The sequence below is a fragment of the Brevibacillus choshinensis genome (genome assembly GCF_001420695.1).
Taxonomy (GTDB): Bacteria; Bacillota; Bacilli; order Brevibacillales; family Brevibacillaceae; genus Brevibacillus; species Brevibacillus choshinensis.
The window spans coordinates 1,322,635-1,336,247 of record NZ_LJJB01000007.1; the positions used below are offsets into that span (position 1 = coordinate 1,322,635).

The following is a 13,613-nucleotide window of genomic DNA, read 5'->3' on the forward strand; positions in this document are numbered from 1 at the left end:
GGGAGCCAGATGTCAGCAGAATTCGAATTGACGCGCAATATAACCATAGGCCAGTATTTACCGACGGGCTCCATCGTACACCGCCTGGACCCGCGATTTAAACTGGCTGCCTTTGTCATCCTGATTCTCGCGATCGCCGTTTGCAACACGTACGTTGGTAACGTGTTTGCCATCTTGATGTGCACGTGGCTGTTTCAAGTTTCCAAGATCCCTATTCATTACGGTATTTCCGGAATCAAGCCTGCCATTCCTTTTATCATTATCCTGGCCATTTTGCAGCTCCTCTTTTACGGTGGGATTGCGAACGGCGGAGCTGTTTATTTCGAATATGGCTTTATCAAAATCACCAGCGAAAGTGTCCGTCTCGTGCTTGTATCTGCCATGCGCTTTGTCGAAGTAATCTTTCTATCCAGTGTCCTGACACTAAGCACTTCCACTACGGAGCTGACACACGGCATGGAGCGACTTCTGGGGCCATTGGAAAAAGTGAAGTTTCCCGTCCACGCTTTTGCATTGATCATTACCATCGCCATCCGTTTCGTTCCTACTTTTGCGATGGAGATGGAGAAGATGATGAAAGCGCAGGCATCTAGAGGAGCAGACTTTGGCACAGGGGAATGGTGGAGAATCGTCCAACGCACGAAAGACATGTTTCCGATCATTATCCCTCTTTTTAACGTGGCGCTTGCCCGTGCAGAAGATCTGATATTGGCGATGGAGGCCCGTTGTTATATTCCGGGGGCTGCACGTACGAGATTTGCTCATTACACGGCCACTGGCAAGGATTATGTGGCTGTCGCTCTGAGTATTGTCATTTCTGTCATCATGCTTGCCATACCTTGGTAGTAAGTCCGGGAAGTCTCCCTATACGGGATTTCCATAGAGAATTAGAAATAAAGGAGGAATATGCATGGAAAAAGGCTTGACAGTGCGCAGGATCGTCATTGCAGGTGTATTGGGAGCGATTGCTATCTTGCTCGGAGTCACGCGCTTGGGCTACATCCCGGTACCGACAGCGGCAGGGAATGCAACCATCTTGCACATCCCGGCAGTCATTGGCGGAATCATGGAAGGCTGGGGCGTTGGCATGATCATCGGTCTCATTTTTGGAGTCTCTTCTTTCTTAAACGCCACCGTTCCGTTGTTTAAAGACCCGCTCGTCGCGATATTGCCTCGTCTCTTTATCGGGGTGACGGCGTACCTGACTTACGTGGGGCTGAAAAACGTCAACCAATACGTTGCGATTGGGGTAGCAGGGTTCGTTGGTTCTATGACCAATACATTGCTCGTGCTTGGGATGGCGGTCATCCGCGGTTACATGGCGGCTGGAGTAGCTGCGACAGTGGCGATTACCAGCGGTCTGCCTGAAGCGATTGTATCTGTCATCGTGACATTGGCTGTCGTAGCTGCGTGGAAGAAACTAGGATCTTCTGGCAAGCAAAAATCTAAAATTTCTGGAGATTTGTAAAAGATGGCAGGAACAATCACGGATGTGCCCGGCGTAAAAGTCGGGAATGCGCAAAATAACGAAGCGTTGACAGGATGCAGTGTCATCTTGCTGGAGCAGCCGTCCGTGTGCGGCGTGGATGTCCGGGGTTCTGCCCCGGGCACCCGCGAGACGGACCTCTTGGACCCGATGAATATGGTGAGTGTGGTCCATGCCATTTGCTTGTCCGGAGGGAGTGCCTACGGACTGGATGCGGCGACAGGGGTGATGCAATATCTGGAGGAAAAGGGAATCGGTCTAGACGTGATGTTTGGCGTCGTGCCAATTGTACCAGGTGCTGTGCTGTTCGATTTGGCTATCGGCGATCATAAGATTCGTCCCGATCGACAAATGGGATATGAGGCCGCAGCCAAAGCGAGCAAAGACCTCGACGAACAAGGAAATGTAGGAGCTGGGACAGGAGCATCAGTCGGAAAGCTGAATGGCTTCTCCAACGCGATGAAAGGCGGTTTGGGAACTGCGTCTATCACCTTGGCAAACGGGTTGGTAATCGGAGCTCTCGTTGCTGTAAACGCTATTGGTCATGTATTTGATCCACAGTCCGGTAAAATCTTGGCGGGTCCCCGCGACGAAGAGGGAAATATCCTCGACAGTGTTGAGGTGATGCAGACGCACACGTTTTCACCGATTCCACCCGGTACCAATACGACCATAGCGGTAGTGGCAAGCAATGCGATGTTAACCAAGTCGGAAGCGAAAAAAGTAGCGCAAATGGCTCATGACGGACTGGCCAGGACCATTCGACCGATTCACACAATGAATGACGGAGATACCATTTTTGCCGTAGCTACGGGCGAAGTCAAAGCAACCGTTGACCTAATTGGTTCTCTCTCGGCAGATGTATTAGCTGCAGCGGTGATATGTGCAATTGAGCACGCAGAATCCGCCGGGGGACTTCCTTCTTACAGCAGTCTTTCTCAATAAGCATGCACGCTAGCTTTCACACAAATGGATGCAGAGGAGTGATTGTCAGATGAACCAAGTAGTTTCCTTTGTTGATGAGCAGGAGGTAGTACGCCTGACTCAGGAGCTGGTACGCATCGACAGTGTGTACCGCCCTGAACAACCAGGAGCGAATGAAGAGCGCGTGGCCCTCTTTGTAGCCGACTATCTGCGCAAGATGGGGATGCAGGTGTATTATGAGGAAGTCGTGCCGGGGCGGCCAAATGTGATCGCATTTTACGATTCGGGCAGGCCGGGAAAAACGCTCTTGTTTGAGGCACATACGGATGTGGTGACAGAAGGAGACCGGGATGCCTGGAGCTATGATCCGTTTGGAGCGACGATTTCCGGAGGGCGCATCTACGGGAGAGGTTCCTGCGATACCAAAGGCAATCTTGCGGCAGCCATCTGTGCAGTCAAGGCGATCCAGCGCTCCAAGCAAGAGTTCACAGGCAAGATTCTTTTGTGCATCCCATGTGACGAGGAAGGTATGATGATTGGAATCAAAGATTTTATCCGTCGCGGCTGGGCCAATAATGTCGATGCGGCGATTATTTGTGAGCCTGAGGAAAATCAACTATGCATTACCCAAAAAGGAGCAATGCGGGCTATCTTGCGTACGTATGGGAAAATGGCGCATGGTGCTATGCCTCTAACTGGGATCAACCCCAATACGCGGATGGCAAGGGCGATCGTGGCCCTAGAAGAGCTCGAGCGTAAAGAAATGGCTCGTCTGGGACAACACCCGATGCTTGGCTGGCCGAGTATCACTCCGACTATTTTGCAAGCACCCGTAAAAGGAGATCCCCAGATCAACGTCGTGCCGGATCAGTGCATGACGACTCTGGATATTCGCACGGTTCCTGGACAGGAACATGAAGTCTTGCATCGAGAAATGTCTGCCATCCTCGAGGCACTGGGCCGTGAAGACGACAAGTTCAAAGCGACTTTGGAAGTGATTGAGGAGCGTCCTTGGACCCTGACAGGGATGGAGGAAGAGGTTGTGCAGGCGGTGGCCAATTCGTACCGCGAGATCACCAAGAAAGAACCAGTATACAATGGAGTTCCTGGGGCAACAGACGGCACGTTTTTACACAAGGCGGGCATCCCGATTCTGACCACTGGCGCCGGTGATCGCCACATTCCGCACCATGCGGATGAGTACGTTGACATAGATCAATTAGTGGAATCTACCCAACTGTTTGCTTTGTCCGCACTGACGTTTTTGGCACAGCCAGTACGTGCGTAAAACGAGTGCGATACCCTGCCAATGAACGGCGGGGTATTTTTTTGTCAAAAACTTGCTTAATCTATCCAATTTTTTTTATACTAGCAGGAGATTTGTCTCCACCATTTCTACATAAATATGAATGGAAACAGATGAAGGGGGCACGTGCCTGTGAATATGCGCTGGAATTTGGATGTTTTGTACACGTCTTTTGATTCGCCAGAATGTCAACAAGATTGGGACAAATTATGCCACGAGATGGAAGAGGTAAAAAGCTGGGCGGCGGAGCACTTGCAAACACAAGAAGATGCGATCGCGAAAATGGAAGCGTACATCACAAAAATGACCTCCATTTTGCAAACACAAACACGCTTGTACAGCTATGCAGAGCTCACTGCTAGCGTAGATGCGAAAAATGAAAAGGCCCTGCAATTAGTGGAGCGGATTCAGAATCAGGCAGTCGAGCTAGTCGAGCCGGACGTGCAATTTCAAAAATGGCTGGGTGAGATCCGCAATCTAGATGTGTTGATCAGCCAATCAGAGCTGTTGGAGACCCATCGCTTCATGCTTACGGAAATGTCTGAGAAGAGCAAGTATATGCTCAGTGAAAAAGAAGAAATCATCCTCGCCAAAATGAAAAATACCGGCTCCAACGCATGGACCAAGCTGCAAGAGATGATCAGCTCGACGCTGCTGGTGGATTTGACGTTGGATGGCGAGAAAAAGCAGCTACCTTTACCAGTCGTTCGTAACATGGCGTATGAAAAGGATGCAGAGCTACGCAAACAAGCTTATGAAGCGGAGCTGGCTGCTTACAAAAAGATTGAAGAATCTTCCGCGGCTAGCCTGAACGGTATCAAAGGCGAAGTGATTACGATTGCCAAGTTGCGCGGCTATGAATCTGCTTTGGACAAAACATTGAAAGACTCCCGTATGGACAAAGAAACTCTCGATGCAATGATGACAGCCATTCGTGAGAGCCTACCGACGTTCCACAAATATTACAGCAAGAAAGCGGAATTACTCGGACATGCAAATGGTAAGTTGCCGTTTTACGATATGTTCGCTCCTGTAGGCGATGCCGATATGCGTTTCACCTACCAAGAAGCGCGTGACTTTATCGTCAAGCACTTCGGTAGCTTCAGTGAAAAGCTGGCAAATTATGCAGCGCGTGCTTTTGACAACCAGTGGATCGATGCCGAGACTCGTGAGGGCAAGAGGGGCGGAGCATTCTGCGCGAATCTGCACATCGTCGGGGAAAGCCGCATCATGGCGAATTATACGGGCAGCTACAATGATGTAAGCACATTGGCCCATGAACTGGGACATGGCTATCATGGGGACTGCTTGGTGAATGAAGCATTCTTTAACAGTGACTACCCGATGCCGATCGCAGAAACAGCGTCTATTTTGTGCGAGACCATCATTGCCAATGCCGCATTGCAGCAAGCTTCACCTGAAGAAGCCTTTGCCATCCTGGAGAACGACATTTCTGGTTCTGGCCAAGTGATCGTAGATATTTACAGCCGTTTCCTTTTTGAATCCGCCCTATTTGAGCGTCGGGAAAACGGCTCTCTGCCGGTCAATGAGCTAAAGGAACTGATGCTTCAGTCACAAAAAGCTGCTTATGGAACTGGCTTGGATCCAGAGATCCTGCACCCGTACATGTGGGTATGCAAACCGCATTATTACAGTGCTGATTACAATTACTACAACTTCCCATACGCATTCGGGCTGCTGTTTGCAAAAGGACTGTATGCAGTTTACCTCGAGCGGGGAGACGCGTTCGTAGAACAATACGATCAATTACTTTCGGTGACCGGTAAAATGAGTATCGCTGATGTCGCTGCAATCATGGATGTGGATGTTCGTTCGGCTGACTTCTGGCGCAATTCCCTGTCGTTGATCGGCAAGGACATCGACACCTTTGTAGAGCTGGCTTCCACCCGAAAATAAAAGGACCGACGCAAAAAAACGCCTATCGATATCTGGGCGTTTTTTTTGCGCATAGCATAGAACCTGCTAGGAGAAAGTAAGAAAAACAAATGAGGTGATTACGTGGTGAACGGATTGCAGTTGCTGGACCTGCTACGGGAGACGGAGAACAAAATGCTGCATTTACATAGAGCCATTGACAAGGTGAGCAGCGAACCGGACTTCAAGGAGACAGTGAGCGTTTTGACGGTAGTAGTCAGAGACTACCAGCTTCAACTGGACAAAATGAAACAGGCACTAGGTAACTTGGAGATCAGCACCAATCAACAATCAGCGCAATCTTCATCTCAGGTTCAAGGGACTCATTAAGTAAAAAGAAAAGCAGCTTACGATCTGCAAAAACAGAAACGTAAGCTGCTTTTCTACGTATTAACTGTTACTTACTGAAAGTCCAGGTAGCGTTTGACTCCGTAAAACGGATAGAGCTTGTGCATGTACTCGACTTTGCCAAAACGGACATCGTCTCCGTTGGCATGCACGATTACTCCGTTGCCCATATAAATGGCGACGTGGGATACGCGCCCTTTTCCAAGCGCATCATAAAAGAGTAGATCGCCAGGCTGTGCTTCATCCAACGAAATTTTCTTGCCTCCGCCGAATTGATCCTCGGATGTACGCGGGAGAGTGACGCCTAGCTTTTGAAAGACGTACGAGGTAAAGCCGCTGCAGTCAAATCCACTAGTTGTCGTTCCACCGAGTACATATGGAGTGTTCAGTAAAGGCTGGATAACGGACTCAAGACGACGCAAGCTCGCCGTATCCACATCTCCGGAGAATTCAGGGAGATCAGGAAGCGGGGTAGAACTCAGATAAGTAGAGGATACATACGCATGTTTATCGTCCTCGTACTTGATCTTTGTCCAATCATCTCCAGCTTCTACGACCTCAACCGTGTCACCGTAGTGCAGCTTCCCGAGAATCTTTGCATCCAGAGAAGGATTTCTGCGGACGTTGACAACATCACCGGTAATACGGGCTTTGTGATCGGATGACTCCGGCTTCACATCAGCTGGACTAGAATCTTCATCATGCTTTGCATCCGAAGTCGCTGCCAAGTCAGGAGGAGCGCCAACCGATTCATCAGAAACACCGACCCCTGCCAAGGTAAGCGTCTGACCAATAGCCAGTCGATCTGTATTCAATTGGTTCACTTGCATAAGTTGGCTCACCGTGGTCTGATGCTCACGTGCGATTTTGCTCAACGTATCACCTGCTGCAACCACATAGACCGGTGAGGCGGCGTGGGCAGCAGTAGGCAGCAGAGTGAAGAGGGCGAGGAAGGTGAATAGCCTCGAAGTATGTTTCATGTCATCGTCTCCACCAATCTACTAAATTCTGCATATCTAGATAAAATTCTAGCGGATTTTGAATGGTAAATCTATGAAAAAATAAGGAATAGCAAAAGTTTTTCTAAACTATTGCATTCTTATATCGAATCATGCTATATTAAAAGAGTCGTCGCGAGCGTAACGCGAAATGGCGCGAATAAAAGCATGGAGCTGTGGTGAAGTTGGAGTTCACGCCGGTCTGTCACACCGGAGGTCGCGGGTTCGAGTCCCGTCAGCTCCGCCATTTTTCTCTCCCGAGAATTTGTTCTTAGGAACGAGAAAAAGGCGTAAATACTTGTAATGTGCCGGTATAGCTCAATTGGTAGAGCACCTGACTTGTAATCAGGGGGTTGTGGGTTCAAGTCCTATTGCCGGCACCATTTTTGTCTTCGTATGCGGTCATGGCGGAATTGGCAGACGCGCTAGATTCAGGTTCTAGTGGTGGCAACACCGTGGAGGTTCAAGTCCTCTTGACCGCACCATACAGACGAATACGATTGTCCTTTTCTAATTTCATGCGGTCGTGGCGGAATTGGCAGACGCGCTAGATTCAGGTTCTAGTGGTGGCAACACCGTGGAGGTTCAAGTCCTCTCGACCGCACCAACTTTCGCATTCTCTTGTGGATTTGCCCGACATCCGTCAGGGCTTTTTTTATTGTCTTAAAAAGGGTATAGTCCTCCATAGAGGGGTCTTTGATTATTGAATATCATCCATGCACTTACGAATCATAATTACTTACAAAATGATTTGGTATCCTGTACAATGACAACAGAGACAGGAAGGGAGATTTACCTATGATTATTGAAGTATTTCAAGATACGGTTTGCCCATGGTGCCGAATTGGAAAAAAGCATCTGTTTGAAGCGATCAGCCAATGGCAGGGAGAACCTGTACAAATTCACTACCGCACCTATCAGCTTGATCCTCACACGCCGAAAAGCGGCCAGCCTTTCTGGGAAACAATGGCTGCGAACAAAGGGGGAAGGGCAGCAGTCGAACAAATGGTTCAGCATGCTGCTCGTGCTGGCGAGGCAGCGGGTATCCCGTTTGATTTTGCAAAAGTAACGTCATGGCCCAATACACTCGCGTCGCATACCGTCATCAAGTGCGCTCCTGAGGAAGTAGCCACAAAAGCTGTGGATGCCCTTTACAAGGCGTATTTTGAAGACGGGAAAGACATTGGAGATACAGAGGTGCTCGTCGCGATTGCCGAGGAATTGGGCATGAATGGGGAAGAGGTTCGCAAAGCCATTGAGTCGGACGCGAAGCAAGAGGAAATCGCAGAAGATATCGCGTATGCCCGTGAATTGCAAATTACTGGTGTTCCATTTTTCGTAATCGACAACAAGCTTGCTTTGTCTGGAGCGCATCCACCTGAAAACTTCTTGAAGGCATTTCAACAAGCGCTCGAAACGAATGAATAAGTAGGTCTTTTCAAGTAGAAACCGTCATCTCCGTGACGGTTTTTTTTGTTAGGTAGCATGTCCAACATTTGCAGGTTGATGGTAGCTTTCCTCGTACTGTAGAGTAGAAATCGACAAGGCATGTTTTACTGCCAACAGCGATGATAAGTGAGGGAACGAACGATGAAAAAAACCAGTTCTTTGACCGTTAGCGTGTTAGCTTCTGTGATTTTATTCGCTACTGTAGCACCAGTCTCGGCGAATGGTTTCACGGGTTTGCCAGAACAACTGACGCCTATGGAAATGCGTGGAAAATATGTGGATAAGATGGACCTTCAGTCAAAGAACGTGTTAGGTTTTTTTTATACGACAATGGATAGGAGTACCGATGCTCGTATTCATAACATTAAGAAGGCAATGAAACGATTGAATGGGACGAAAGTAAAACCTCTCGAAGGCTTTTCATATAATAAAACAGTTGGGAATTCCAATCTCGCTGAAGAAGGCTGGCAAAAGGCTGGAGTCATAGCGAATGGACAACTGGTGGAAGGGTACGGTGGAGGCATCTGTCAAGTCTCCAGCACGTTGTTTAATGCAGTGGTAGAAGCGGGGATGACCGTGGTAGAGCGTCATACCCACAGTAAGACCGTCGGTTACGTTCCCGTTGGTATGGATGCAACGGTCGCATATGGCTATATGGATTTTCAATTTGTGAACCCGTACGACTTTGATGTGAAAATCAAAGCGAAAGTATACAATGACAACCAAGTCGTAATTGCAATCGTACGAGCATAGGAAAACCGAATAACAGATCGACAAACAGGGAAGACCCACATTTTCTAGGGGGGCTTTCCTGTTTTTTTTATCCATTTTTAAAAAATGGGACAAAAAGAGGGCATTTCTACTGGAAATGTGCCAGGGAATCATTCATAAATGTAATGGTGCAGGACCATACTGGTTGAAAAAGGGAGGTGCACCGCCATGTACGTTCAAGTGACAGGAGATCGTGACAATCTGTCCGTCATTGTGATGGGAGAGCCTCTTTCAGGGCAACTGGATGGACCTTATTTGCTGCCAGGAAGACTGGTGAAAGCACTCAAGCCAGAGGATCTGCCGCCAGATATCAGATTTAAGCTGGAAGGCTCTCTTCCATCTGGATATGGATTTTACCCAGAGGACTTAGTTGTCTTTCGGCGAGAGAAAGAGCACGGGTCTATGTGGATTACCGTGACTTCCACATACCAAGCTCAGGAGTGGGATGGTTTGTTTCCTTTGGAAGCCACGCTTTTGGCCCGCAAGCAGGTACTGGATCAACAACAAGGCTTTTTTGGAGTCGAGTATGAATCTAGCGAACAGACGTCGACGATTCGCTATGAGTTTGGCTGGGAACAAAAAGAAGCGATTGACCTGGAGGGCGCCCTAGAGGCCATTTGCGACACGGTATTTGAGGTAGAGGCGAGAGGAAATGCAAGATTGTGGCCTCGTACTGACAGACATTTTGGCGGTTCCTGAACCCTATTGCGCGTCTGACACACCATGTTATAGTAAAAAGGAAGAATAGCAGGCAGGCGATTGCGCAAAAGGAGAGAGACAATGGAACAGATCCGGAATATTTATTGTGTGGGACGAAATTACAAGCTGCATGCAGAGGAACTGGGCAATGATGTTCCTACGAAGCCGATGATCTTTGGCAAGCCCACTCACTCTTTGATCGAAGCGGTAGGAGAAGAGATCGAGCTCCCTGGCACACGGGGAGAGCTGCATTATGAAACAGAGCTGATCATTCATATTGCACGTCCTTATGAAGCGGGTGTGACCTTGGACCAAATGGTCGATAAGATTGCACTGGGCATCGATTTTACGCTACGTGACGTCCAAAGCGAGCTAAAGAAAAAAGGGCATCCTTGGTTGCTCGCAAAAGGGTTTAAAAATTCAGCAATTTTGACTTCCTTTCACCCGTTTCCAGGACTGGAAGCATGCCAGCAAACAGATTTCACCCTGTTGAAAAATGGGGAGCAGGCTCAGCGAGGGAATATTCGCAACGTCATTTTTGATCTGATGACGCTGATTCAATACATTTCGGAGCATTTTGGGCTGGAAAAGGGGGACATCATCTATACAGGGACACCAGAAGGAGTGGGTCCTGTGTCCGATGGGGATGTCTTGAGCTTTATGTGGGGAGACGATAATTGGGGAGAATTTACGGCTCGACTGCGGTGAGAAAAGGGCAAGGATGATAGAAAGAAAAAGCCAGCTTCTGCCTGATCATGACAGAAGTTGGCTTTTTTATGGTTCCAACGAGCATTTGAAAACGATTTTCAACTCTTCTGGTACATTTGCACTAAAAGACTGCAACCGTCTAGTTTTCCACTTGTTTTCCAACTAGTCCAATGATACCAAATTCGTTATTGGTAAATTTTACGGTCTTATCCTCCTGTTTCCTCCTGAGGTAATCTGTCGGTGTACCCCACGACGGGTGCCACAACATGACAAGGAGGAAAAGAAAGTGACGAAACGAGATTGGGTAATGAAGTCAACAGTAGCAGTCCTACTGAGTACGTCCCTGTTAATGGGTGGTCAAGTTGGACAAGCACAGGCCGCGACCACGAGTTATTCGCAGCAAACAAAAGAGGTATCCTCGATCGCCAAATCTCTCATGGGTAAAGCATACAAGTACAAAGCTACTGGACCGAACCAATTTGGATCGGCAGAGCTGGCTACTTATGCGTACAAACAAGTTGGCGTGAAAATTGGCAGTACCATTAGTGGTTTATACAAGACCGGAACGAAAATATCTTCCATGAGCAAAGTAGAAGCTGGAGATTTGGTGTTCTTCTCTTCTAACGGTGCCGGTAGCCCTACTTTTATGGGGATATACATAGGAAATGATCAGTACGTCTATTCTTCTGAAGGAGAAGGCAAGGTCGTTCAGAAAAACCTCTCCGACTATAGCAAGAAGTTCCTGGGTGCACGACGAGTTTTGGAAGAGTCATCAGATAATTCATCCAATTCATCCGGAAACCCATCAGCATCAGCTACTGCTAGCCAAGTCATCAAAAACGGAGAGAAGTATCTGGGAACCAAATACAAATACGGTTCGAGCAGCACTACCACCAAGTCTTTTGACTGCTCTTCTTTTACCCAACGCGTCTTTAAAGAAGCGGGCATTACTCTGCCGCGCGACTCACGTCAGCAGTCCACTGTGGGTACATCCGTATCCAAAAAGAACCTGCAAGTAGGCGATTTGATCTTCATGAAGGCGTCTGTCAACAGCTCTTCCGATCGAATCACGCACGTAGCGATCTACGCAGGGAACGGGAAAATTTTGCATACGTATGGCAGTCCAGGTGTCACCTACTCCAAGTTCGATGGCACTAACTGGGAAAAACGCGTAGTCAAAATCAAACGTGTCATCTAAATCGTTTTCATCTTGCCAATCTAGTGTCATAGGGCTCTCTTGCAAAAGCAGGAGGGCCTTTGTCCTTGTGTAATGTAAGACGCAGCCAGAGCCTAATAGTTTCGCGAAAAGCATTGCCAAATCTTTCATTGTGAAGAGGAAAAATTGCAAGAACGTCGAACTGATAATTCTGTATATCTAAAAAAAGCGGAGGTGTGTTGTGTGGAATTGAACATACCAGAGATTTATAATTTTGCTGCACAGGTAGATGAATGGGCTGTCAAATACCCTAGTAAGCGAGCCGTTTGGGAGCTAGATGAGCAAGGGAATGAACAGATCCTGACTTATGAGGAGCTGCGTCGTTACTCCAATCGAATCGCAAATGGGCTGAGCTCTATTGGAATCGAACAAGGAGACAAGGTGTTGGTCCTTGTACCTAGGGGAACCACAGCATATGGGCTGTACCTCGGTCTGTTGAAAGTCGGAGCTGTCATCATGCCTGGATCAGAGATGCTCCGGTATAAAGATATCGAGTACCGTGTCAACCATGCGAAGGCCAAGGCCGTCATCGCTTTTGACGGTATCTTGGAAGAGGTCGAGCCGACGCGTGGACAATGTGAGACACTGAAGCATTACGTTACGATTGGTGAGAGCAAGGATGGTTGGATCAGCCTGACGCATTTGCTGCAAGATCAGGATGAGGAATTCTCTTGCGCCCAAACTCGCTCAGAAGAACTAGCCTTCTTGTCCTACACTTCTGGCACAACAGGTGGTCCAAAAGGTGTCATGCACGTGCACGGTTGGCCAATCGCGCACATGGCTGTTGCGGCGGCACAGTGGTTGGATGTCAGTGAGGTCGACGCCGTTTGGGCTACAGCAGGACCAGGTTGGGCGAAGTGGATATGGAGTCCATTTGTCTCTACGCTCGGAATGGGGGCAACTGCTTTTGTCTACAAAGGGAGATTTGGAGCCGAGACTTATTTGAATATTTTGCAAAAGTATCCTGTATCTGTCCTGTGCGCAACTCCGACAGAGTACAGGCTGATGGCTAAAATAACCGATTTAGATCAATACAGGCTACAGGCTCTTCGCTCTGCTTGTTCGGCTGGAGAACCGCTCAATCGAGAAGTCATTGACACCTTCCGTCGAGTATTTGATCTGACCGTCCGTGACGGCTATGGACAAACCGAAAGCACCTTGCTCGTTGGGACTTTCGTCGGGATGGAGCCAAAGCCGGGGTCTATGGGACGTCCGTCTCCGGTTGTGCGTATCGCCATTGTGGATGAAGAGGGCATAGAGCTGCCAACCGGTAAAGTAGGCGACATCGCTATTGACCGGAATATGGTAGCGTTGTTCAAAGGGTATCTAGACGATCCAGAACGCACAGCAAAAGCATATCGGGGTGACTGGTTCGTCACTGGGGATCAAGGGCGTATGGATGAAGACGGTTACATCTGGTTTGAAGGCCGTTCGGATGACATCATTATCTCTGGCGGGTATACGATTGGACCATTCGAGGTAGAGGACGCACTGGTGAAGCATCCTGCAGTGGCTGAGTGCGCTGCAGTAGCAAGTCCTGATCCAGAGCGGGGGAATGTCGTCAAAGCCTTCGTGATCCTGAAAAAAGGTAATACACCGTCTGACGAGCTGATAGCAGAGCTGCAGGAACATGTGAAGACGTTGACGGCTCCTTACAAATACCCGCGAAAAATCGAGTTTGTCGAAGAACTGCCAAAAACTACGTCCGGTAAGATCCGCAGAATCGAACTGCGTCAAGCAGAAAAAGAGCAGCTGCGCTCTTGATCAACACCC

13 protein-coding genes and 4 tRNA genes are annotated in these 13,613 nt (G+C 48.5%); 16 read left to right on the forward strand and 1 reads right to left on the reverse strand.

The genetic code is table 11. The features are described from left to right. The first annotated feature begins 9 nt into the window (after positions 1-9). From AN963_RS06435 to AN963_RS06460, 6 genes are all read left to right on the forward strand, one after another. Positions 10-846 carry an energy-coupling factor transporter transmembrane component T family protein gene (locus tag AN963_RS06435; protein ID WP_055743690.1) on the forward strand — a complete coding sequence of 279 codons (837 nt, stop codon included), beginning with the start codon at positions 10-12 and terminating at the stop codon, positions 844-846. A 64-nt stretch (positions 847-910) separates the two neighbouring features. Further along, on the forward strand, positions 911-1,468 hold the full coding sequence (locus AN963_RS06440) for an ECF transporter S component (protein ID WP_055743691.1): 558 nt from the start codon (positions 911-913) through the stop codon (positions 1,466-1,468). Between the two features lie 3 nt (positions 1,469-1,471). Beyond that, positions 1,472-2,431, forward strand: coding sequence for a P1 family peptidase (locus tag AN963_RS06445; protein ID WP_055743692.1), 960 nt, complete (start codon positions 1,472-1,474; stop codon positions 2,429-2,431). A 49-nt stretch (positions 2,432-2,480) separates the two neighbouring features. Beyond that, the gene (locus tag AN963_RS06450) at positions 2,481-3,698 is read left to right on the forward strand and encodes a M20 family metallopeptidase (RefSeq protein ID WP_055743693.1); all 1,218 of its coding nucleotides are present in this window, start codon (positions 2,481-2,483) and stop codon (positions 3,696-3,698) included. A gap of 150 nt (positions 3,699-3,848) precedes the next feature. Continuing rightward, positions 3,849-5,633, forward strand: coding sequence for a M3 family oligoendopeptidase (locus tag AN963_RS06455; RefSeq protein WP_055743694.1), 1,785 nt, complete (start codon positions 3,849-3,851; stop codon positions 5,631-5,633). A gap of 102 nt (positions 5,634-5,735) precedes the next feature. Next, entirely contained in the window at positions 5,736-5,981 is a 246-nt protein-coding gene (locus tag AN963_RS06460; RefSeq protein WP_055743695.1) for a hypothetical protein, read from the forward strand. Positions 5,982-6,052: 71 nt separating this feature from the next. Here AN963_RS06460 and AN963_RS06465 read toward each other — a convergent pair whose 3' ends face one another. Then, a complete protein-coding gene (locus tag AN963_RS06465) occupies positions 6,053-6,979 on the reverse strand; it encodes a C40 family peptidase (protein WP_055743696.1) in 927 nt (308 codons plus the stop codon). A 188-nt stretch (positions 6,980-7,167) separates the two neighbouring features. On the opposite strand from AN963_RS06465, the gene AN963_RS06470 reads away from it, so the two are divergent. The 10 genes from AN963_RS06470 to AN963_RS06515 all read left to right on the forward strand — a co-directional run bounded on the left by AN963_RS06470 (position 7,168) and on the right by AN963_RS06515 (position 13,604). Further along, positions 7,168-7,244, forward strand: a tRNA-Asp gene (locus tag AN963_RS06470). 60 nt (positions 7,245-7,304) lie between these two features. Continuing rightward, positions 7,305-7,380, forward strand: a tRNA-Thr gene (locus tag AN963_RS06475). 15 nt (positions 7,381-7,395) lie between these two features. Next, positions 7,396-7,482, forward strand: a tRNA-Leu gene (locus AN963_RS06480). A gap of 35 nt (positions 7,483-7,517) precedes the next feature. After that, positions 7,518-7,604 (forward strand) — tRNA-Leu (locus AN963_RS06485). Positions 7,605-7,795: 191 nt separating this feature from the next. After that, positions 7,796-8,425, forward strand: coding sequence for a DsbA family oxidoreductase (locus tag AN963_RS06490; RefSeq protein ID WP_055743697.1), 630 nt, complete (start codon positions 7,796-7,798; stop codon positions 8,423-8,425). 162 nt (positions 8,426-8,587) lie between these two features. Beyond that, positions 8,588-9,199, forward strand: a complete 612-nt coding sequence (locus tag AN963_RS06495) for a VanW family protein (RefSeq protein WP_055743698.1) — start codon at positions 8,588-8,590, stop codon at positions 9,197-9,199. A gap of 186 nt (positions 9,200-9,385) precedes the next feature. Further along, a complete protein-coding gene (locus AN963_RS06500) occupies positions 9,386-9,916 on the forward strand; it encodes a hypothetical protein (RefSeq protein WP_055743699.1) in 531 nt (176 codons plus the stop codon). Between the two features lie 81 nt (positions 9,917-9,997). Continuing rightward, a complete protein-coding gene (locus AN963_RS06505; RefSeq protein WP_055743700.1) occupies positions 9,998-10,624 on the forward strand; it encodes a fumarylacetoacetate hydrolase family protein in 627 nt (208 codons plus the stop codon). A 286-nt stretch (positions 10,625-10,910) separates the two neighbouring features. Beyond that, positions 10,911-11,822 carry a C40 family peptidase gene (locus AN963_RS06510; RefSeq protein WP_055743701.1) on the forward strand — a complete coding sequence of 304 codons (912 nt, stop codon included), beginning with the start codon at positions 10,911-10,913 and terminating at the stop codon, positions 11,820-11,822. A 201-nt stretch (positions 11,823-12,023) separates the two neighbouring features. Next, complete coding sequence (locus AN963_RS06515) at positions 12,024-13,604, forward strand: acyl-CoA synthetase (RefSeq protein WP_055743702.1); 1,581 nt, start codon at positions 12,024-12,026, stop codon at positions 13,602-13,604. Positions 13,605-13,613 lie beyond the last annotated feature (9 nt).